19 protein-coding genes are annotated in these 19,700 nt (G+C 67.1%); 8 read left to right on the top strand and 11 right to left on the bottom strand.

Translation table 11 applies throughout. The features are described 5' to 3' along the window. The 3 genes from AC07WS_RS15750 to AC07WS_RS15760 form a co-directional block, all read right to left on the bottom strand. Window positions 1-2,133, bottom strand: a complete 2,133-nt coding sequence (locus AC07WS_RS15750; protein WP_494729986.1) for a TonB-dependent receptor plug domain-containing protein — start codon at window positions 2,131-2,133, stop codon at window positions 1-3. 86 nt (window positions 2,134-2,219) lie between these two features. After that, window positions 2,220-3,884, bottom strand: coding sequence for a peptidoglycan DD-metalloendopeptidase family protein (locus AC07WS_RS15755; protein WP_494729987.1), 1,665 nt, complete (start codon window positions 3,882-3,884; stop codon window positions 2,220-2,222). Next, entirely contained in the window at window positions 3,881-4,276 is a 396-nt protein-coding gene (locus tag AC07WS_RS15760; RefSeq protein ID WP_494729988.1) for a BlaI/MecI/CopY family transcriptional regulator, read from the bottom strand. The genes AC07WS_RS15755 and AC07WS_RS15760 overlap by 4 nt, the downstream gene beginning before the upstream one ends. A gap of 276 nt (window positions 4,277-4,552) precedes the next feature. Here AC07WS_RS15760 and trhA point away from each other — a divergent pair, with 276 nt between their 5' ends. The 7 genes from trhA to AC07WS_RS15795 all read left to right on the top strand — a co-directional run bounded on the left by trhA (window position 4,553) and on the right by AC07WS_RS15795 (window position 9,430). After that, window positions 4,553-5,170 (top strand): PAQR family membrane homeostasis protein TrhA, encoded by a 618-nt coding sequence (trhA, locus tag AC07WS_RS15765; RefSeq protein ID WP_494729989.1) that lies wholly within the window; start codon window positions 4,553-4,555, stop codon window positions 5,168-5,170. Window positions 5,171-5,210: 40 nt separating this feature from the next. Continuing rightward, window positions 5,211-6,092: a LysR substrate-binding domain-containing protein gene (locus AC07WS_RS15770; RefSeq protein ID WP_494729990.1), complete on the top strand. Its 882-nt coding sequence runs from the start codon at window positions 5,211-5,213 to the stop codon at window positions 6,090-6,092. A gap of 169 nt (window positions 6,093-6,261) precedes the next feature. Then, window positions 6,262-6,420 (top strand): hypothetical protein, encoded by a 159-nt coding sequence (locus tag AC07WS_RS15775; protein ID WP_494729991.1) that lies wholly within the window; start codon window positions 6,262-6,264, stop codon window positions 6,418-6,420. Between the two features lie 105 nt (window positions 6,421-6,525). Next, a complete protein-coding gene (locus AC07WS_RS15780) occupies window positions 6,526-6,903 on the top strand; it encodes a LiaF transmembrane domain-containing protein (protein WP_494729992.1) in 378 nt (125 codons plus the stop codon). Continuing rightward, the gene (locus tag AC07WS_RS15785) at window positions 6,900-7,607 is read left to right on the top strand and encodes a LiaF transmembrane domain-containing protein (RefSeq protein ID WP_494729993.1); all 708 of its coding nucleotides are present in this window, start codon (window positions 6,900-6,902) and stop codon (window positions 7,605-7,607) included. The genes AC07WS_RS15780 and AC07WS_RS15785 overlap by 4 nt, the downstream gene beginning before the upstream one ends. Window positions 7,608-7,609: 2 nt before the next feature. Continuing rightward, window positions 7,610-8,689, top strand: a complete 1,080-nt coding sequence (locus tag AC07WS_RS15790; RefSeq protein ID WP_494729994.1) for a sensor histidine kinase — start codon at window positions 7,610-7,612, stop codon at window positions 8,687-8,689. Window positions 8,690-8,692: 3 nt separating this feature from the next. After that, window positions 8,693-9,430: a LytR/AlgR family response regulator transcription factor gene (locus AC07WS_RS15795; protein ID WP_494729995.1), complete on the top strand. Its 738-nt coding sequence runs from the start codon at window positions 8,693-8,695 to the stop codon at window positions 9,428-9,430. On the opposite strand, the gene AC07WS_RS15800 is transcribed toward AC07WS_RS15795, so the two are convergent. From AC07WS_RS15800 to AC07WS_RS15835, 8 genes are all read right to left on the bottom strand, one after another. Beyond that, entirely contained in the window at window positions 9,420-9,620 is a 201-nt protein-coding gene (locus AC07WS_RS15800) for a hypothetical protein (RefSeq protein ID WP_494729996.1), read from the bottom strand. The two genes, AC07WS_RS15795 and AC07WS_RS15800, sit on opposite strands and share 11 nt — an antisense overlap. A 158-nt stretch (window positions 9,621-9,778) precedes the next feature. Continuing rightward, on the bottom strand, window positions 9,779-12,109 hold the full coding sequence (locus AC07WS_RS15805) for an ATP-dependent DNA helicase (protein WP_494729997.1): 2,331 nt from the start codon (window positions 12,107-12,109) through the stop codon (window positions 9,779-9,781). Then, entirely contained in the window at window positions 12,097-13,737 is a 1,641-nt protein-coding gene (locus AC07WS_RS15810) for a VRR-NUC domain-containing protein (RefSeq protein WP_494729998.1), read from the bottom strand. The genes AC07WS_RS15805 and AC07WS_RS15810 overlap by 13 nt, the downstream gene beginning before the upstream one ends. A gap of 120 nt (window positions 13,738-13,857) precedes the next feature. After that, complete coding sequence (locus tag AC07WS_RS15815) at window positions 13,858-14,421, bottom strand: phasin family protein (RefSeq protein WP_494729999.1); 564 nt, start codon at window positions 14,419-14,421, stop codon at window positions 13,858-13,860. Window positions 14,422-14,488: 67 nt separating this feature from the next. Further along, window positions 14,489-14,692 carry a hypothetical protein gene (locus tag AC07WS_RS15820; RefSeq protein WP_494730000.1) on the bottom strand — a complete coding sequence of 68 codons (204 nt, stop codon included), beginning with the start codon at window positions 14,690-14,692 and terminating at the stop codon, window positions 14,489-14,491. A 3-nt stretch (window positions 14,693-14,695) separates the two neighbouring features. Beyond that, entirely contained in the window at window positions 14,696-15,817 is a 1,122-nt protein-coding gene (locus AC07WS_RS15825) for a GGDEF domain-containing protein (protein ID WP_494730001.1), read from the bottom strand. 132 nt (window positions 15,818-15,949) lie between these two features. After that, window positions 15,950-18,148, bottom strand: coding sequence for an ATP-binding protein (locus tag AC07WS_RS15830; protein WP_494730002.1), 2,199 nt, complete (start codon window positions 18,146-18,148; stop codon window positions 15,950-15,952). An 82-nt stretch (window positions 18,149-18,230) separates the two neighbouring features. Then, window positions 18,231-18,647 carry a winged helix-turn-helix transcriptional regulator gene (locus tag AC07WS_RS15835; protein WP_494730003.1) on the bottom strand — a complete coding sequence of 139 codons (417 nt, stop codon included), beginning with the start codon at window positions 18,645-18,647 and terminating at the stop codon, window positions 18,231-18,233. Window positions 18,648-18,775: 128 nt separating this feature from the next. Here AC07WS_RS15835 and AC07WS_RS15840 point away from each other — a divergent pair, with 128 nt between their 5' ends. Beyond that, on the top strand, window positions 18,776-19,624 hold the full coding sequence (locus AC07WS_RS15840) for an SDR family oxidoreductase (RefSeq protein ID WP_494730004.1): 849 nt from the start codon (window positions 18,776-18,778) through the stop codon (window positions 19,622-19,624). The last annotated feature ends 76 nt before the right edge of the window (window positions 19,625-19,700 follow it).

Below are 19,700 nucleotides of genomic sequence, written 5' to 3' on the forward strand. Positions count from 1 at the left end.
TCAAAGTTGATGCTCCAGCAGGATGCGCAGTGTGGCGCTGGTCGGCGTTTGCGAGATGCGGTAACGGCGGCCGTTGTCGTTGACATATTCATGCGATTCAAAGGACTGCCGGCGCAGCAGGTTGCTGGCCGAGATGCGCAGCTGCGTCTTCGCATCCATCTTCCAGAGCGCGTACAGATCCAGCTCGCGTTTCGGGCTGGTGTTCATCTGAACCTGTGCCGATTGACGCGCCGGGCCGCCGGCCTGGTAGTTCAGGTTCCCGCCTGCAGTCCATGCCGCGCCGGGCAGGCGATAGTCCGCACCCAGGTTGGCCGTGAACGGCACCTGGTTTTCAAGGCGGTTGTCCGGCCCCGGCACGCTGTCGATCCGCGACCAGTTACGCGCCAGGTTGGCGCGCAGGTCCAGCTTGGGCGACAACGGCAGCTTGGCTTCCAGCTCGATCCCGCGCACGCTGGCGTTGCCGCTGTTGAAGGGCGCTTCCACCCATTCGCCATCCTGCTGGAACAGGTGCGTCAAGGTCACGTCGCGGATGCGGCGCACATAGGTGCTGGCGCTGACCAGCGCTCCGGCGCCGAGATAGTGTTCGTAGGCCGCGTCCATGCCCCAGGCCAGTTCCGGCCGCAGGTGCGGGTTGCCCTGTTCGTCGGGATTGGTCTCGTTATTGTTGTTGTCGTTGGTGTAGCGGCGCGGGACCAGCTGCGACAAGGGCGGCGCCTTGTAGGTGCGGCTGATTGCCAAGCGCAGCACGTCCTTGTTCGGCAGCTGGTAGCGCGATTGCAGCGAAGGACTCCACACCTGCGAGCGCGAGTCCAGCGCGTCTGGCGCATTGGCGGCGTCCGCGCGGCTGGAGGTGGACAGGCTTTCGTGGCGCAGGCCCAGATACAGCGAATAGCGCTCGGTGACCTGCCACTCATCCTGCGCGAACAGGGCCAGGCGGTTGACGTTGGCGCGGTAGTCGGCGTTGTTGCTGCCGGTCTGCGCGCCGCTGGCGTCGAACAGGGTCTCGTTGCGGTCCTCGTTGCGCACCGCGTGGCTGGCGTCCCAGCCCAGCGCGATCGCATGGCGTTCGCCCACCGGATGGCGGTAGGTGCCGCTGGCGGTCACGCTGGTCTCCGACGGTCCCGAGTCGACGTGGTGGCGGCCGGAGGGCTTGCCGTCGGCGTCCATGCCGTAGAAGTCGAAGGTGCCGCCGCGCCGGTTGTTGCTCATTCCTAGTTTGGTTTCCAGCTTTGCGCCGCTTTCCAGCTGGTGCGTCCAATTCAGGTCGCTGCGCAGCGTGACGAAATTGGCGGCGAAGTGGTCCTGGTTGCGCGGATATTCGCTGTGGGGGCCGAGCAGCGCTGTCTCGTCCTCGCTGTGCGACTTGTCGACCCGCCGCAGATTGGCGAAGCCCTGCCAGCTCAGCGTATCGCCGCCGGTCAAGGTCCAGTTCAGGCGCGGCGTGACGGTCAGGGCGTCTGAGCGGCCGGCCTCCATCTTTGCCGTGCGGCGCTGCTCGACGAGGGCGCCGCTTGCGTTGCTCAATTCTTCCAGATCGGCGAACGACGCGGCCGTGCGGTTGCGCGTCAGCGTCGCGGCGAGGCTGTAGGATAAGCCGCCGTCCTGATCCGACAAGGTCGCCGACACCGCCGGCGTGTCGACGCCCGCCTGCCGCGCAAGGCTGGCGCTCACCGAGCGCTGGCCGCGCCGTATGGTTTTCTTGAGGATGATGTTGATCGCGCCGGCCACCGCCTGGTTGCTGAATTCCGCCGTTGTGCTGCGCATGATTTCGATGCGCTCTATCGCTTCCGGTTCGATGGCGTCGAGCGAAAAGCCCGCCGGTACCGGCTCGCCGTTCAGCATGATCTGCGTGTAGCCCTTGCCCAGGCCGCGCATGCTGATCGCGCCGCCGCGCCCTGGCACGCCGGTGATGCTGATGCCGGGCAGGCGTTTGAGCACATCGGCCAGCGTCTGGTCGCCCTGGCGCATGATGTCCTCGTGGTTGACGACGATGCTGGTGGTGGTCTCGCGCTGGCGCTGGTCGGCGCGCAGTCCGCTGACTTTCACCTGTGGCGGTTCCGGCGCCTCGTTGTCGGCGGCGTGGGCGCCTGCGGCGAGCAGTAACAGGCTGCCGGCGATGTGATGTAGCTGCATATTCTTCCTTGTCTTCAAAAAAGCGGGCGATAGTTCCCCCGGCCGCAGCATGCAGGCTGCGGCTCGGGGAACTTGTGGCGGAGGGTTTAGTAGCCTAGCTGTTGGCGGCGCAGGCGCAGGGCGCGCCTGGTGGTGGACGCGTCCAGGTTGGCCAGCTTGGTGGCGGGGTCGATCAACGTTTCATTCTGCCGCACTTCGAAATGCAGATGCGGGCCGGTGGCGAAGCCGGTTTCGCCGACGGTGCCGATCTGCTGGCCGGCTTTGACGACGGCGCCGGGCTTGACGTCCATGCTGGTCAGGTGCGCGTACAGCGTGCGCTGCTCGCCGTGTTGGAGGATCACCGTCTTGCCATAACGGCTGACGTTCTCGGTCAGCTCTCCGGCGCTGACGACGACGCCGTCCGCCACCGCGTGCACCGGCGTGCCGCTGGGCGCTGCGATATCGATGCCTTTGTGCGGCGTCACTGGCATGGTGCGGCGCACGCCGAACAGGCCCGTGACGCGCATCTTGTCGAGCGGGTTGCGCCAGACTGTGTTGGCGGGGGGCGCCGTCGACGGATCGGCTGGCGCGGGCGCCGCGCCGCCATCCATCCGCTGCGCAAGCGGCAGCGCCGCATCGGCGGGAGGTACGGCCAGCACCGGCGCGGGCGCCAGCTGGCGGTCCACGTTGAAGGCCAGCGCGGGCTGCAGCAGGGCGCCGCCGGCCAGCACGGCAGCCATCAACGCGGCCACGCTCCAGGCGGCGGCCCCGCTGAGCACCGGCAGCGCCGCCTGCTGCATCTGGCGGATGCGCGCCGTGGCGGTGGCGCCGTCGATGCCGCCGAAGGCCACGCCGCCGGTCGGCATCGCCGCCGTTTGCGCTTTCCATTGCAGCAGCAGGGCCGCCGCGTATTGCTTGCGCTGTTGTTGCGGACGGCCCGCCAGCACGCGCTGGTCGCAGATCAGCTCCAGCGCCCATTCCATTTTGCCGTTCATCCAGCGCAGCGCGGGGTTGAACCAGAAGACCGTTTGCAGCAAGGCCGCCACGCCCAGGCACAGCGGATCGCGTGCGCGCCAGTGATGCAGCTCGTGGGCGATGACCATGTGCTGCTGCTCGGTGCTGAAGCCGCGCAGGTGGCGCGGCAGCAGCAGTACCGGGCGCCGCACGCCGACCAGCATCGGCGATATGGCGGCGTCGGTTTCCATCACGGCCAGGTGGTGGCGGGCGATGTCCGCCAGCTGTACGGCGTCGAAGGCGCCGTGCGTCAGCAGCTCTTGCGGCGACAGGCGCTGTGACGCGGCCAGCAAGCCGCGCCAGACGCGCCGCGCGCGCAGCCGGCGCGCCAGCATCCACGCCAGGCCGGCCGCATACACCAGCGTCCAGGCGGCGGGCAGGATCAGGGTGAGGGGCGGCAGATCGAAGTCGCCGCCGTCGGCGCTGTCGGGCAGCGCCGCAGCCGGCGCACTTGCGGCGGTCGGATGCTCCGGCGCCGCGCCGGCCAGCACCGGCAGCGCGTCGCGGATGGCCGACGATTCGGCCGCGCTCAGCGTCACGGTCGGCGCCAGGCTGTGCTGCGCGCTGTGCGGCAGCAGGGCCAGCAGCGCGGCGCCGGCCGTCACGCCCTGTGCCGCCAGCCACAGCGCGCGGCGCGGCAGCAGCGCCGGCCAGCGGCGCAGCGCGGCCGCCAGCACGGCCCACACCAGCGTCCCGGCCAGCACGCAGCTGACGCTGGCGAGCAGCCATTTGAACAGCATCACGTAGGCCAGCATCATGGCTTTCCGGCCTCGTCGGATGGCCAATCCTGCAGCAGCTGCTCCAGTTGCGCCAGTTCGGCCTGGTCGACCAGTTTGCTGCCGGTGAACATGGTGACCGGCAGCGGCGCCGCCATCTCCATCACGCGGCTGCCGAAATCGTGGGCGAAGGCGGCCAGCGTGCCGACCTTTTCCAGCCGCGCGCTGTAGACGTTGACGCCGTGCGCCGTGTGCTGGGCCAGCATCTGCTTGTCCAGCATGCGCTCCAGCGTCTTGCGGGTGGAGGAGAACGACCAGTCCAGTTCTTCGGCGACGGCGTCGTGCAGTTCGCGGGCGCTCAGAGGCTGCTGTTTCCACAGCGCTTTCAGCAGGGTCAGCTCGGTGACCGAGGGGATGGGAATCGGAGTGCTCATGGTTTAGCCCTTATGCGACAGATGGGATGATTATGCGACAGGTGTCACAAGCCGTCAATTGTTGTCTAAAAATTTGTAACATTGCTTTGCATTAATTCCTTATATGTTACGATTAAGTTTTTGCTAATTGCCAAATTATGTATAGTCGTGCGCAACAGGCGGCAAGGTAGCGTTGGGTGGGGCCTTGCTTGAAACCAGCAACACCGTTATGAAATGCGCTATACAATGCTTGGGGCCGCAGCTTTCCGCTGCTGCCTCACTGTATTGGAAACACATATGTATTACGGAGAGCGCTTCAACAGCATCACTCACACCGTGGGCGCCGCGCTCGCGGCAATCGGCGGCACGCTGCTGATTGTGCTGGCGGCGCGCAGCGGCGACGCCTGGAAAGTGGTCAGCTTCAGCATCTACGCTGCCACTCTCCTGGGTTTGTACCTGACGTCGACGCTGTACCACAGCCTGCGCGGCCGCGCCAAAGACGTGCTGCGGCAGATGGACTATTGCGCCATCTACCTGCTCATCGCCGGCAGCTACACGCCGTTCACGCTGGTCAGCCTGCGTGGGCCGTGGGGCTGGTCCTTGTTCGGCGTGGTCTGGGGACTTGCATTGATCGGCATTTTGCAGGAAATCTGGTTCGCCAAGGGCGCGCGCGTCCTGTCGCTGCTGATCTACGTGGCGATGGGGTGGGTGGCCGTGATCGGCGCCAGCCCGCTGATCGACGCGCTGGGCTGGAGCGGATTCGCCTGGCTCGCGGCCGGCGGCGTGGTGTACACGGTGGGCATCGCCTTCTTTGTCACCGACCACAAATGGCGCCACGGCCACGGCGTCTGGCACTTGTTCGTGCTGGGCGGCAGCGCCTGCCATTTCGCCGCGGTATTGCTGTATGTAGCGTGAAGCACCTGTACAACTGTAGGATTTCGAGAGTAGAGCACCAGTGGATATCAATTCCGACGACCTGAAAACCTTTATCACCGTGATCGACAGCGGCACCCTCAGTGCCGCCTCGGTCCACCTCGGCCAGACCACGTCCGGCGTCAGCCGCGCCCTGTCGCGGCTGGAGGACAAGCTGGCCACTTCGCTGCTGACCCGCACCACGCGCCGCATGGAACTGACCGAAGAGGGACACCTGTTCCTCGAACGCGCGCGCGCCATCCTCGGCGCGATGGAAGAAGCCGAGGAAACCATCCGCATCCGCCGCCAGAAGCCGGCCGGCCGCCTGTGCGTGGACGCGGCTTCGCCGTTCATGCTCCACTGCGTGGTGCCGCACATGGCCGAATTCCGCGCGCTGTACCCGGAGATCAAGCTGGAGTTGAGCAGCAACGACCAGATCACCGACCTGATCGAGCACCGCACCGACATCGCCATCCGCATCGGCGCGCTGACCGATTCGACGCTGCATGCGCGCGCGCTCACCTCGAGCCCGCTGCACGTGCTGGCCAGCCCGGAATACCTGCGCCGCCACGGCACGCCGGACACGCCGCAAGACCTGGCGCGCCATTCGCTGATCGGCTTCGCGCAGTACGAGCAGGGCAACAACTGGCCGCTGCGCCACCCGGCCGGCAACAGCCTGCCGATCACGCCGTCGATCGCGGCCTCCAGCGGCGAGACGCTGCGCCAGCTGGCGCTGACCGGCCAGGGCATCGTCTGCCTGGCCGACTTCATGACCCGCGCCGACATCGACGCGGGCCGCCTGGTGCCCATCCTGGAAGACGCCAACACCGGCTACTGCCAGCAGATCCACGCGGTCTACTACCGCAATACGCAGCTGGCCCAGCGCATCAGCTGCTTCCTGGAGTTCCTGCAGCAAAAGCTCTGAAGCGGTGCAGTGTGCGGCGCCGTACAGATAGCTATCGGGTGCGGCGCTACACTGGCCTTGCGTGCTTCGAGCGACTCCTGGACCAACCCGGAGAGCAGCTTGGCGGCAGGTGAGCCGGTAGCCTCAAATACCGGCACCAACAACGCGTCGGCGTCGCAGGGAGGCCATCATGTCGCAGACTACTCATCCATCGAAATTCCTGGTGCGTGCTTATCTTGAGCGCCGCTCGCACGCGGTCCAGCCGCCGCCGACCCCGGACGAGATCCGCCGCCAGCTGGGCTGGGGCATGCTGGTGTTCGAACAAAAGGTCGGTAACGGCCGCAGCTGAATTCCTTCGCCGTTCACCGGCCCTTTTCCGCCGTTCGCCGAATAGCGGTTTCCCCGCCCGCAGTTCCCCGGTATCGTTGCAGCCATACCGACTTTGGGGACTGACATGAGTATTCACACCGCTTACCGCTGGCGCCAGCAAATGGTCTGGGGCATGGCGCTGGTCGCAGCCGGCACCGTGCTGCTGCTGGACCGCTTCGACATCATCGAACTGGACTTCAACCCGCTGAGCTTCTGGCGCTGGTGGCCGTGGCTGCTGGTCATCGCCGGCGTCACCAAGATCATTCCGCCGACCACGCCGCGCTACTTCCTCAATGGCCTGTGGGAGATCTTCCTGGCCGGCTGGTGGTACGTCTCGTTCAACCACATCTGGGGCCTGGGCTTCGGCGAGACCTGGCCGGCGCTGGTGGTCGCCTGCGGCATCGGCCTGTTGCTGCGTCCTTTGCTGGAAAATATCTCCGCCTCGATCAAGGAGCAAAAATGAGCTCGAACCGTCAACGCGATCCCGCCTCCCAACTGATCGTCGGCGTGGCCGTCGTCATCGTCGGCATGGTGTTCCTGCTCGATAACCTGGGCTGGCTGGACCTGGACTTCACGCTGCACCTGTGGCCGACCGCGCTGATCTTCTTCGGCATCCTGAAGGTGGTGCAGACCCGCACCACGTCCGGCGCCGTGGTGGGCGGCGCCCTGATCCTGGTCGGCGGCCTGATCCTGCTGAAGGAGACCGGCTTCATCTCCATCGCCTGGCGCTCGCTGTGGCCGCTGGTGCTGATCGCCGCCGGTCTGTCGGTGATGTTCAAGTCCAGCAGCGGCCGCTCCTTCATGGCGTCGCGCGCCGACCAGATGGACAAGACCAGCGACGACGCCGTGGTCGACATCACCGCCATCATGGGCGGCTTCAAGCGCCGCATCACGTCGCCGGACTTCCGCGGCGGCGAGATCACCTCGATCATGGGCGGCTGCGACCTGGACCTGCGGCAAAGCTCGATCAACGGCGAGGCGGTGCTGAACGTGTTCTCGATGTTCGGCGGGATCACCGTCAAGGTGCCGATCGACTGGACCGTGGTCCTGCAGGGCACGCCCATCATGGGCGGCTTCGAGGAGAAGACCGTGCCGCCGCCCACGCCGTCCAAGCGCCTGATCGTGCGCGGCTACGCCATCATGGGCGGCCTGGAAGTACGTAACTGAGCATGCAGGAGATTTCCTCCAGCCGGCGCGGCATCGTCATCTACCTGCTGGTGTGGCTGTTCCTCGGGATCGCGCTGGGCGGCGTGATCTCGCTGGCGAGCGACGCGCCGGTCGCCAACGCCCTGATGTTCGCGATTCCGCTGAACCTGTTGTACGCTTTCGCCGCCGGCTACTCGGCCTACTACCTGTGCCGCGCCTATCCGCTCGACGGCCGCAAGCCCGCCGCCACCGCGCTGGTGCTGACGGTGGCGGCGGTGGTGTCGGGCTTCCTGTGGCTGACCGTGGGGCGCGCCTGGAACGGCGCCTGCCAGACGCTCGGCGTGTCCTGGGCCGGCATCGCCTTCAGCCCGCAGCTGTCGGCGCTGATCGTCGGCCTGGGCATTTTGCTGTACGGCTTCGCGGCGGCGGTGCACTACCTGGTGATCGAGTTCGTGCGCGCCAAGAGCGCCGAGCAGCGCGAGCTGGAATCGCTGCTGATGGCGCAGGAGGCCGAGCTGCGCATGCTGCGCACGCAGATCGATCCGCACTTCCTGTTCAACAGCCTCAATTCGATCAGCGCGCTGACCTCGCAGGACCCGAAGGCGGCGCGCCGCATGACGCTGGAACTGGCCAGCTTCTTCCGCCAGAGCCTGGGCATGGAGGCGCACAAGAAGGTCACGCTGGAGGAGGAGATGCGGCTGATACGGCACTTCCTGGCGATCGAGCAGGTGCGCTTCGGCGCGCGCCTGCAGGTGGAGGAGCAGGTTGACGAGGACGCCGCCGCCTGCCTGGTGCCGCCGATGATCATCCAGCCGCTGGTGGAGAACGCCGTCAAGCACGGCATCTGCAACATGCCGGACGGCGGCACGATACGGGTGACGGCGCGCCGCGCCGGCTCGATGCTGCACATCCGCGTCGACAATCCGGTCGACCCGGACCTGTCGGCCATCCGCAGCGACGGCCACGGCATCGGTCTGAGCAACGTGCGCCAGCGCCTGTCCGGCGTCTACAAACACGAAGCCAGCATCCACTGGGGACGTCACGAAAACAGCTTTGGCGTGGACATCGCGATGCCCGCGCAAACAGGCGAAGAAGGAGAGTAGAGCATGCGTATCATCATCGTCGACGATGAAATGCTGGCGCGCGGCGTCGTGCGCGAGTACCTGGCCGAGCATCCGGACGTGGAGGTGGTGGCCGAATGCGCCAACGGCTTCGAGGCGGTCAAGGCCATCACCGAGCTGGCGCCGGACCTGGTGTTCCTGGACATCCAGATGCCCAAGCTGGACGGCTTCGAGGTGGCCGAGCTGGCGGGCCGCAAGACGCGCTACATCTTCGCCACCGCCTTCGACCAGTATGCGATCAAGGCCTTCGAGTTCCATGCGCTGGACTATCTGCTCAAGCCCTTCAGCCAGCAGCGCTTCGACCAGGCGCTGGCCCACGCGCGCGCCAACCTGGGCAAGGGCGACGGCGACGCCGCGGTCGAGAGCATGGTGCGCGAGGCGGCCGCCCGCAACAAGCCGCTGGGCCGCGTGCTGATACGCGACGGCGCCAAGGTCCACGTCATCAACAGCGACAGGATCGACGTCATCGAAGCGCAGGACGACTACGTGCAGATCCGCTCGGAGGGAAAGTCCTACCTGAAGAACCAGCGCATGGCGGAGCTGGAGGCGCAGCTGGACGCCGAACAGTTCCTGCGCATCCACCGCTCGTGGATCGTCAACATCGCCTGCGTCGACCGCATCGAGCAGGCCACCAAGGACAGCTACGTCGCCATCCTCAAGGACGGCAGCAAGATACCGGTCAGCCGCAGCGGCTACCAGAAGATACGCGCGGTCATTCAATAGCCAATTGGGACTCCGGCCGGCGGTCGGAGGCGCGCCGCTGGCCGGCGCCGGACAGCACCCGCAAGATGGTGGACTGCGGCACGTCGAGCGCGCTCAGGTAGGCCCACGCATGGGCGGCGCCGACCGTGGCGTCGATGATGATGGCTTGCTGGATTGCGTTGGCTAAGCGCGTATTTTCCCGTAGTCTCATGTCGTCATTTCTGAAAACTGAAGGCTCACGGAGTCGGGGTGAGTCTGTAAACACCTGCCAGACGCGCGGGTGCGGGGCGCGCAATACCAATCAGCCCAATATAGCAGACATGTTTGCGACTGTTGATTGCATATCGCTATGGACGGACAGGCGCCGATTCACTGCGCCGGGGCGGCGCTGCGTTCGATACGCCACCAGGCCGGCATCAGCTGTTGTATTTCGGGGCGGCCGAAGCGGTCGTCGATCAGGTAGACGGTGCCGCGGTCGGATTGCGTGCGGATCACGCGGCCGGCTGCCTGCACCACCTTCTGCATGCCGGGGAAGGTGTAGGTGTAGTCGTAGCCGGCGCCGAAGATGGCGTCCATGCGCTGGCGGATCTGCTCGTTGACGGGGTTGATCTGCGGCAGGCCCAAGGTGGCGACGAAGGCGCCGATCAGGCGCGCGCCGGGCAAGTCCACGCCCTCGCCGAAGGAGCCGCCCAGCACCGCGAAGCCGATGCCGGTGCTGTCGAGCGTGAAGCGGGCCAGGAACTGCGCGCGTTCCGTCTCGTCCATGCGGCGCGACTGGCGCCACACCGGCACCTCCGGGTAGCGCTCGGCGAACAGCTTGGCGGCCTTTTCCATGTAGTCGAAGCTGCTGAAGAAGGCCAGGTAGTTGCCCGGCTGGCGGCGGTACTGCTCGCCCATCAGCTCGGCGATCGGGCGCAGCGATTGCTGGCGGTGCTGGTAGCGCGTGGAGATGTGCGCGGCCACCTGCACCGACAGCTGCTCGGCCACGAACGGCGATTCGACGTCGACCCAGGCCGTGGTGTCGGGCATGCCGAGCATGTCGCCGAAGTAGTTCCACGGGCTGAGCGTGGCCGAGAACAGCGCCGTGCTGTGGGTGCTCTCGAAGCGCGGCTTGAGGTAGGGCGCCGGCACGATGTTGCGGATGCAGAGCACGGAATTGGAATGGCTGGCGCGCGCGCCTTCGGATTTTTCGATGTCGAACAGCGCGTGCTCGCCGAAGCTTTCGGCCAGCCGCGTGAACAGCAGCGCGTTGAAATAGAAGTCCTGCAGGTCGGCGTCGACGTAGGACGGATGGTCGGCCATGTAGTCGGAGATGGCGGTGGCCGCCGTTTGCAGCGCGCCCATGAACTTTTCCGGCAGCGCCGCGTGCGACTGGTACTCGGCCGTCTGGTCCTTCTCCAGCTGGTTCCATTGGCGGTGCACGCGGTCCAGCGGCTTCTTCAACTCCTCCGGCGCCACCTTGCGCAGCAGGCGCAGCGCGGCGTGCTCCATGTCGGCCGAGTACATCTTGCGCGCGCGCGAGACCATGTTGTGCGCCTCGTCCACCAGCACGTTGACCTTCCAGTCATTGAGCAGCGTCAGGCTGTGCAGCATGGCGCTGAGGTCGAAGTAGTAGTTGTAGTCGCCGATGACGATGTCGCACCAGCGCGCCATCTCGCTGCTCAGGTAGTAGGGGCAGACGTCGTGCGCCAGCGCGACCGCGCGCAGCGTGTCGCGGTCCAGCGCGGGCGGGGTGGCGCCGGACGCGGGCGGCAGCATGATGTCCAGCGCGGCCTGGCGCGCGGCCGGCAGGCGGTCGTAGAAGCCCTTGGCCAGCGGGCAGGAATCGCCGTGGCAGGCCTTGTCCGGATTGACGCAGGCGGTGCTCTTGGACGCCATCTCCAGCGTGCGCAGCGGCAGCAGCGGCGCGCCCGCGCGGATCACCCCGACCGCGTCCAGCGCCATCTGCCGGCCCGAGGTTTTCGCGGCCAGGAAGAACAGCTTGTCGACGCCGTGTTCGGCGCTGGCCTTGAGCATGGGGAACAGGCTGCCGACGGTCTTGCCGATGCCGGTGGGCGCCTGCGCCAGCAGGCACACGCCGCGCTTGCTGGCCTTGTACATGGCCTCGGCCAGCTGGCGCTGGCCCGGGCGGAAGTCGCCGTGCGGGAAGCGCATCGCCTTGAGCTGGGCGTCGCGTTCGGCGCGGTGCGCCAGTTCCTGTTGCGCCCATTGCAGGAACAGCGTGCACTGCCGCGCGAACCAGGCTTGCAGGTCGGCCGCCGTGTGGGCTTCCTGCAGCACGGTTTCCTTCTGGCTGCCGATGTCGAAGTAGACCAGCGCCAGGTTGACCTGCTCCAGTCCCTGGTCCTGGCACAGCAGGTGGCCGTAGACCTTGACCTGCGCCCAGTGCAGCTGGCGCTGGTTGTCGGGCATCTTCTTCAGGTCGCCGCGATAGGTCTTGATTTCCTCGACGCGGTTGGCGCGGAGGTCGTAGCCGTCGGCGCGGCCGCGCACGTGCAGCGGGCCGAAGTCGCCCGACAGCGCCACCTCGGTCTGGTAGTCGTCGCCGCGCCGCGCCGTCACGATGGCGTGGCCGGCCATGCCTTCCTGCGCGGTCGGCGAGGGCGTGAAGCGCAGGTCGAGGTCGCCGGTCTTGGCGGTGAACTCGCACAGCGCGCGCACGGCGATGGTGTACTGCGGCGGCGCGCTCATGCGGCCCATTGCAGGTAGCAGACCGAGATCGGCATGTCGTGCGCGGCGCAGTAGTCGATCCAGCGCAGCTGGTTGTCCTGCAGGCGGTCGCCGGGGCCTTTCACCTCGATCATGTTGTAGCGGCGCTCGGCCGGCCAGAACTGGATCAAGTCGGGGAAGCCGCTGCGGTTGGCCTTGATGTCGGCCAGGATGCGCTCGAAGGCGCGCTTCAGGTGCAGCGCCGGGATGCAGTCCAGCGCCAGGTCGAGCAGCGCCGGGTCCAGCGTCTCCCAGTACAGGAAGGGCGACTGGATGCCGGCCTTGGCGGCGAAGTTGGCGCGTATCGTGGCGCGGTACTGGTCGCCGTCCAGCTGGGCCAGCGCGGCGGCGAACTGCTGCGCGCGGCGGCGATGGAAATCGGCGCTGTGCAGGTCGGCCGGGCCGCGATGGTAGGGGTGGAAGAAGGCGCCGGGGATGGGGCTGAACACGGCGTCCCAGCACAGCAGGCCGAACAGCGAATTGATCAGCGCGTTCTCGACGTAGTAGACCGGGGCGTCGTCGCGCGTGAGATGGTCGCGCACGACGAACTCGACGTAGTTCGGTTCCGGTGGTGGCGGCAGGCTCAGGTCGATGCGCTGCGGTTGCGCGGGCGTGGCCGGCGGCGGCTTGGCGTGGCCCAGCTTGCGCGCCAGGCGCGGCGCCACGCGCAGCAGCTGCTGGCGTTCCGCCTCGCTTTCGGGCGCCAGCAGCGCCGCCTGCAGCAGTTCGAAGGCGGCGCGCGGTTGCTCGTCCTTTTCCAGCACGCGGATGGCGCGCGCGCGGGCGCCGGGGTAGTCGCAGCCGGCGTACAGCTGGTGGGCGGCGGGCCAGTCGCCGAGCTTTTCGAGATGCTGGGCGATCTGGAAGGTGAGCTTGTCGCGCCGGCTGCGCAGCCATTCGTTGTCGTCGGGGCAGGGCGGCAGGTCGCGGATCACATCGGCCGGCGCCTCGCCTTCGACGAAGCGCTCGTGGCAGCGGTGCAGCGCGAGGAAGTCGTCGATGTCGCGCCGGCTGCGGAAGCCGCGCGCGGCCGGCGAGAAGTCGACCTTTTCGTACTGGTAGATGCCGAGGTCGGACAGCACGAACTCGGTCCAGTCCTGGTGGTAGTTGCCGAAGAAGATGAGGCGCAGGCGGTCGCACAGTTCCTGCGCGAGGTTGCGGTAGCAGTGGTCGCCCGAGCCCTGGTGCCAGCTGGAGTAGCGGTGCTCGCCCTCGTACTGCGCGCGCAGCGCCTCCAGCTGCTCGGCCTTGCGCAGCTGGCGCTGGTGGGGCGGCAATTGGAAGATTTTGCCGATCTCGGGCTTTTGCAGCAGCTCGAACAACTGGTCCAGGTCAAGCGCCGGGTCTTCCTCGATCAGGCCGAGGGCGGCCAATGGACGGGCGGCCTCGTGCGTGCTGCCGATTTCGGCGTACACCAGTTTGCTGGCGCGGAACACCGTCCCCTTGCGCATCACCATGCGCACGAACAGCGCGCGCGACGCTTGCGGTAGCGCGGGGAAGGCGGTGATGAAGGCGCGTTCCTCGGCGGTGAGCAGGTCGTCGTAGCGCGCGGCTATCCACGTCAGCACCTGATGGAAGTTGTCCAGGTAGTAAAAGGGATTTTCCAGAACTTTGATCATTGCCGGGGATAGCTGCGCGATAACTGTGTTTATGTACAGTGTATCGTATTTGGCGGCGCACGCCCAGCAAAATAACAAGCCAGGCGCGCTGGCCTGGCTGTCCGGAGGAGACGGGGCGCTTTATTTTTTCGCGGCCTTGGCCGGTTTGGCGGTGTTTTTCTCGACCAGCTCGCTGGCCTTGGCGATCTGCGCTTCGACCGCCTGCACGGCCTGCTTGGTGGCCGAGGTCACTTGTTCGTAGCCGTTGAAGGCGTTGTCGATCGCGGTCTTGACGATCTGTACCGCGTTTTCCGAGCCGGGACGCACGTTCTTGGTGACGTCGTAGATCAGCGCGCTGAGCGTGCTTTTGGCTTCGGTCATGTGGGCGTCGGCGGCGCGGGTGAATTCTTCGCGGATCTCGGCGATGATCTCGCCCAGTTGCTGGTTGTAGGCGGCGGCGCCGGCCATGCCGGGCTGGACCTTGGAAGCGGCCAGCGACATCGCCGCTTTCGGGTCGGTGCTCTGGCTGATTTCCTTGCCGGTGGCGAGGCCGTCTTCCAGCTGGTTCTTGGCGGTGGCCATGTTCAGGGCGACGACTTGTTCGACGCCTTGCACGGCTTTGCTGGTGAGGGTGTTGAAGGTTTCGAGCTGAAATTCAAACAGTGCTTTGGTGGCGTTGGCAAATTGTTCGGGATTCGTAAACATACAGTCTCCTCAAGATGATGGAATGTAGCCAGTACTGCCCTGGGTTTCCCCCGTTATTGCTGATCCATTATTTAGCAAGAACCAACTTTTCGCAACGGCTATCTTTATAGGGCCCCGAGTCCTTGACCCAACCCGGCCCCAGCGGCGTCTGCGAGCAGCTGAGGTAGTTGTCGATCTTGCTGCGCCACTTGTACCACGGCGCCGGGCCGGCGCTGAGGCTGGTGCAGCAGAGGGCCAGCACGATGGCCGTGCATCGTTTGATGTGGATCATGTCTTAAACCAGTTGTCGGGTGCAGACGCGGTTGCGTCCGCCATTTTTGGCAGCGTACAGCAAATCGTCGGCGGCGGCGATCATGTTGAGGTGGGCGTCGTGCGTGGCGGTGGCGAAATCGACGCTGGCCACGCCGAAGCTGGCCGTGATGGCGATCTGCCGCCCCTCGTGCTCGACCGGCGTGGCGGCCAGCGCGTGGCGCAGGCGCTCGGCCAGCAGCGCGCCGCCGGCCAGGTCGGTCTCCGGCAGGATCAGCAGGAATTCCTCGCCGCCGTAGCGCACCACGCTGTCGATGCCGTCGCGCGTCATCGATTGCAGCAGCGCGCCGAAGCGTTGCAGCACGGCGTCGCCGCCGTTGTGGCCGTAGGTGTCGTTGACCACCTTGAAATGGTCCAGGTCGCTCATGATGACCGTCAGGCTCAGCCGGTAGCGCTGGGCGCGCGCGATCTCCGTTTCCAGCAGCTGCTCGTGCAGGTGGCGCCGGTTGTAGCAGCCGGTCAACGGGTCGCGCACGGACAGGTTCTTGAGCACCGTCCGGGCGTTGTATTCGTTGCGTAACAGCAACTGGTAGCGCCGCGCCGCCACGTAGCCGAACAGGTTGGTCAGCGTCAGCAGCGCGGCCATGGTGCCCAGCTCTACCCGGCGCAGGTCGCCCAGCTGCTCGGCCAGCACGATGAAGCCCAGCGTGGCCGGCGCCGCGATCGCGGCCGCGTACAGCAGGCGGTTGGGAATGTAGATGTAGATCACGATGACGACGATGGACATCGAAATCGCATGCAGCGAAAACTCGCCCGGGCGCAGCGCGGCGATCAGCAGGAAGCCGGCCGCGCCGGCCAGTTCCACCACGCTGGCCACGCCGCGCGTGACGGGGATGGAGCCGGGCCGGCGCCGCAGCACCACCAGGCCGCCCAGGGCGACGCCGGCCACCGCCAGCCGCGCACCCACCAGCATCGCCGTGCGCGCGCTGTAGCCCAGCCACGCGATGTCGGAGGCGGCAAAGCACAGGTAAAACAGGGAACAGAAGACGAAGGTCACGCGCAGCTGCGCCTGCGTCATGGCCAGGTGGTGGCGCAGGAACGCTTGCTCGGCCGTGGCGTCGCAAAATTCGCAGCGCAGGTTCGCCATGTCCGTCTTCTCGGGCTGGGCAGGATGTGGGCGCACTGGATGTCTCTCCGCTGGCTGCCGGCTGTGTGCCGGTCTGCTGTAAGCTATTATACGACTGCAATAATTGCGCGAAGGAAAATTGTTGAGCCTGCCTCAGCAGGGCGCCACGCGCGGCAGCCGCAGGGTGACGGTGGTGCCGATGTCCGGCATGCTGACCGCTTCGATGCGCCCGCCCAGCACGCCGGTGACGATGTTGTGCGTGATGTACAGGCCCAGGCCGGAACCGCCCGCGCCGAGCCGGGTGGTGAAGAAAGGATCGTAGATGCGCGGCAGGTTCTCGGCCGGGATGCCGACGCCGTCGTCGCCCACCGAGACGGCGATCTCGCCGTTGCCGATGTCCTGGGCGCGCACGGTGATGGTGCCCCGCGCGCGGCCCTCGAACGCGTGCACGATGCAGTTGTCGATCAGGTTGTCCAGCGCCTGGCCCAGCGGGCCGGGATAGCTGTCGAGTTCCAGCCAGTGCTCGATCTCCTCGACCAGCGCCAGCCCATGCTGCTTGACGTCGGCCTGCCTGGCCTGCAGCAGTTGCGCCACCAGGTCGCCCAGCACGAAGTGGCTGCGCTGCGAACTGGCGTTGTCGACCGCGATGCGGCGGAAACCGTCCACCAGCGCCGCGGCCCGCTTCAGGTTGCGCATCACGACCTCGTCCGCGTCGGCGGCTTGTTGCAGATAGTTGGCCAGCACCGAACGCCGCAGGCCGCTGTCCAGGTCGCGCCGCAGTTCTTCCGTGCGCTCGCTCATGCTGCCGGCCATGGTCAGGCAGTTGCCGATCGGCGTGTTCAGCTCGTGGGCCACGCCGGCCACCAGCGCGCCCAGCGCGGCCAGCTTGTCGCGCCGCACCAGCTCTTCCTGCGTCATGCTGAGGTTGTCCAGCGCGGTCGACAGTTCCTCGTTGGCGTGCTCGGCGTCCTCCTTGGCCCGCTGCAGTTCGGCGGTGCGCGCCTGCACCAGCTCTTCCAGGTGCTCGCGGTGGCGCAGCAGCTCGGCCTCGCGCCGGGTGCTGGCGATGGCGATGCCGGCCAGATGGGTGGCGGCCTTGATCAGGCGGCGGTCGTCCTTGGTCGGGCTGCGCGGTTCGCGGTAGTACATGGCGAAGCTGCCCAGCACCGTGCCGGGGTCGAGCAGGATGGGCATGGCCCAGCAGGCGCGCAGGCCGTACTGCAGGGCGGTGTCCTTGTAGGGCGCCCACAGCGGGTCGTCGAGGATGTCGCTGACCACCACCGTTTCCTTGCGGTGCACGGCGGTGCCGCAGGAGCCGGCCACCGGGCCGGACGGCAGGCCGTCGATGGTCGCCAGGTAGGCGGCCGGCAGGCTGGGCCCGGCCGCCGCCTGCAGCGTGACGCCGTCCGGCGCCACCAGCATCACCGAGCACAGCACAGGCGGCGCCTGGGCCTCGATCAGCCGCGCCAGCTGCTCCAGCGTGTCCTTCAGCGGCGCGCCGCGCGCGATCATTTCCAGCACCAGGTTCTTGCCGTCGCGTAGTTCTTCGGCTTGCTTGCGGCTGCTGACGTCGACGATGCGCACGTGCATCAGCCGGTGTTCCGGCGTGTTCAGCGGCACCATGCGCAGCTCGCACGCCACCTGGCGACCGGAACTGTGCAGCACGGTCAGTTCGAACACCTGCACGCCGCCCGCCATCACCTGGTCGACATAGCCGGCGAACGCGTCGGCGGAGGCGCGTCCGTCCGGCTGGCTGGGCGGGCACAGCGCCGGCAGCCTGGTCTGCAGCAGCTCGGTTTCGGTCATGCCGAACAACATGCGGGTGGCGCGGTTGACGTCCAGCACGCGGTTGCTGCCGCGTTGCATCAGCAGGATGGCGTCCGGCGAGCCGGCCAGCATGTGGTGGTAGTTCACTTCCAGCGTCGCCATGGTGGGCAGGCCGTCCGCGGATGGCGCCGGCGTGATCGCCTGCAGTTGCAGCAGGATTTTTTCGGCCAGGTCCTCGGTGGGGAAGGACAGCGGCAAATACGCGCTGACGCCGGCTTCGCGGGCCCGCTCGCGTTCCTCGGGGGTGGGCGTGGACGACAGCAGGAACAGCGGCAGCTTGCCGCCGCAGGCGTCGCGCACGCGCACGCACAGTTCGAGCCGGGCGCTGCCGGCCAGCGCCGCGTCCAGCAGCGCCAGGGCGACCTTGCCGCCGGCGGCCAGTGCCAGCGCCTCGTCGCCGCGCCGGACCAGCTCGACCACCAGGCCGTGCGGGGCCAGCATGGTCCTGAGCGTGGCGAGATCGTAGGTCGCGTTGGTGGCTATCAACACGATGTTGGGCTGATCGGTAGGTGACGGCTGCATCATGGGTGAGGGGTGTCCGCTCCGCAGTACGTGATTGCAGCCAGTGTCACAGGATGGGCGGGCCGGGTCAAGCCTTTCCGCAGGACTAGGCGGCCAGGGCGGCGGCGTCCTGGGCTTGCCTGATCAGCGGGAAATTGTCTTCGATCCAGTCGACCAGCAGCTCCAGCCGCTCGGCGGCCTGGCGTCCCAGCGGCGTCAGGCTGTACTCCACGTGCGGCGGCACCACCTGCTGCGCCACCCGCAGCACCAGGCCGTCCGTGGCGAGCGCGTCCAGCGTCTGGGCCAGCATCTTCTCGCTGACGCCGCCGATTTCCCGGCGCAGCTGGCTGAAGCGGTGGGTGCCGTCCAGCAGCACCACCAGCACCAGCACGCCCCAGCGGCTGGTGATGTGGCCCAGCACGGCGCGCGACGGGCATTCCGCCGCCAGCACGTGGGCGCGCGGGTCGCCCTGGTTGCCGGCCAGCGCCCTGCGCAGCGAGCGGCTTGATTTGTCTTGCTTCATCTCGGGTTCCTCCAGTCGCATGGGGTACTTACTAATTTGTACGTACTTACAATTCGTAAGTATAGATCCTATCATGGCACCAACCGCGCGGAAACCTCCCCGCGGCAGCCTACATAATGGAGCAAAACATGATTATCGTAACTGGTGCAAGCGGCCAACTGGGCCGTCTGGTGGTGGACCGCCTGCTGAAAACCGTCCCGGCCGCGCAGATCGTCGCCGCCGTGCGCGACACCGCCAAGGTGGCCGACCTGGCCGCGCAGGGCGTGCAGGTGCGGCGCGCCGACTATGCCGATCCGGCCTCGCTGGACGCCGCCTTCCAGGGCGCGACCAAGGTGCTGCTGATTTCGTCGAACGAGCTGGGGCAGCGCGGCCCGCAGCACCGCAATGTGATCGACGCCGCAGTGCGCGCCAGGGCCGGCTTGCTGGCCTACACCAGCGTGCTGCATGCGGACGCGTCGCCGCTGGCGCTGGCCGCCGAGCACCGCGACACCGAGGCGGCGGTGCGCGCCTCCGGCTTGCCGTACAGCCTGTTGCGCAACGGTTGGTACGTGGAAAACTACACGGGCAGCCTGGGCGCCGCGCTGGCCCATGGTGCGCTGGCCGGCGGCGCCGGGGAGGGGCGCATCGCGGCGGCGGCCCGCGCCGACTACGCCGATGCGGCCGCCGCCGTGCTGACCAGCAGCGGCCCGGTCCAGCAAGTGTACGAGCTGGCGGGCGACCAGGCGTTCACGCTGGCCGAGCTGGCGGCGGAAGTGTCGCGCCAGTCGGGCAAGCAGATTCCTTTCCACAACCTGCCGCAGCAGGATTACCGTGCGATGCTGGTGAGCGTCGGCCTGCCGGCGCCGTTGGCCGACCTGATCGCCGATTCGGATGCGCAGGCCGCCAAGGGCGCGCTGTACGACGGCAGCGGCACGCTGGGCAAGCTGATCGGCCGCCCGACCATCTCGCTGGCGGACGCCGTCAAAGCGGCGCTGTAATGAAAAAAGCCTCCATCTGCTTTTCAGCTCGATGGAGGCTTTTTGCGGAATTCTGTGGTGCCCACGGAGGGACTCG

It is taken from the genome of Duganella sp. GW821-FHT01E12 (genome assembly GCF_059422325.1).

What these genes read in the sequence shown, in the direction of transcription:
- AC07WS_RS15790 (WP_494729994.1), top strand. Translation starts at nt 7,610, where the DNA reads ATGCAGGAGATTTCCTCCAGCCGGCGCGGCATCGTCATCTACCTGCTG.
- AC07WS_RS15835 (WP_494730003.1), bottom strand. Translation starts at nt 18,647, where the DNA reads ATGAAGCAAGACAAATCAAGCCGCTCGCTGCGCAGGGCGCTGGCCGGC.
- AC07WS_RS15755 (WP_494729987.1), bottom strand. Translation starts at nt 3,884, where the DNA reads ATGATGCTGGCCTACGTGATGCTGTTCAAATGGCTGCTCGCCAGCGTC.
- AC07WS_RS15750 (WP_494729986.1), bottom strand. Translation starts at nt 2,133, where the DNA reads ATGCAGCTACATCACATCGCCGGCAGCCTGTTACTGCTCGCCGCAGGC.
- AC07WS_RS15805 (WP_494729997.1), bottom strand. Translation starts at nt 12,109, where the DNA reads ATGGGCCGCATGAGCGCGCCGCCGCAGTACACCATCGCCGTGCGCGCG.
- AC07WS_RS15810 (WP_494729998.1), bottom strand. Translation starts at nt 13,737, where the DNA reads ATGATCAAAGTTCTGGAAAATCCCTTTTACTACCTGGACAACTTCCAT.
- AC07WS_RS15840 (WP_494730004.1), top strand. Translation starts at nt 18,776, where the DNA reads ATGATTATCGTAACTGGTGCAAGCGGCCAACTGGGCCGTCTGGTGGTG.
- AC07WS_RS15830 (WP_494730002.1), bottom strand. Translation starts at nt 18,148, where the DNA reads ATGATGCAGCCGTCACCTACCGATCAGCCCAACATCGTGTTGATAGCC.
- AC07WS_RS15815 (WP_494729999.1), bottom strand. Translation starts at nt 14,421, where the DNA reads ATGTTTACGAATCCCGAACAATTTGCCAACGCCACCAAAGCACTGTTT.
- trhA (WP_494729989.1), top strand. Translation starts at nt 4,553, where the DNA reads ATGTATTACGGAGAGCGCTTCAACAGCATCACTCACACCGTGGGCGCC.
- AC07WS_RS15795 (WP_494729995.1), top strand. Translation starts at nt 8,693, where the DNA reads ATGCGTATCATCATCGTCGACGATGAAATGCTGGCGCGCGGCGTCGTG.
- AC07WS_RS15800 (WP_494729996.1), bottom strand. Translation starts at nt 9,620, where the DNA reads ATGAGACTACGGGAAAATACGCGCTTAGCCAACGCAATCCAGCAAGCC.
- AC07WS_RS15785 (WP_494729993.1), top strand. Translation starts at nt 6,900, where the DNA reads ATGAGCTCGAACCGTCAACGCGATCCCGCCTCCCAACTGATCGTCGGC.
- AC07WS_RS15775 (WP_494729991.1), top strand. Translation starts at nt 6,262, where the DNA reads ATGTCGCAGACTACTCATCCATCGAAATTCCTGGTGCGTGCTTATCTT.
- AC07WS_RS15820 (WP_494730000.1), bottom strand. Translation starts at nt 14,692, where the DNA reads ATGATCCACATCAAACGATGCACGGCCATCGTGCTGGCCCTCTGCTGC.
- AC07WS_RS15825 (WP_494730001.1), bottom strand. Translation starts at nt 15,817, where the DNA reads ATGGCGAACCTGCGCTGCGAATTTTGCGACGCCACGGCCGAGCAAGCG.
- AC07WS_RS15780 (WP_494729992.1), top strand. Translation starts at nt 6,526, where the DNA reads ATGAGTATTCACACCGCTTACCGCTGGCGCCAGCAAATGGTCTGGGGC.
- AC07WS_RS15760 (WP_494729988.1), bottom strand. Translation starts at nt 4,276, where the DNA reads ATGAGCACTCCGATTCCCATCCCCTCGGTCACCGAGCTGACCCTGCTG.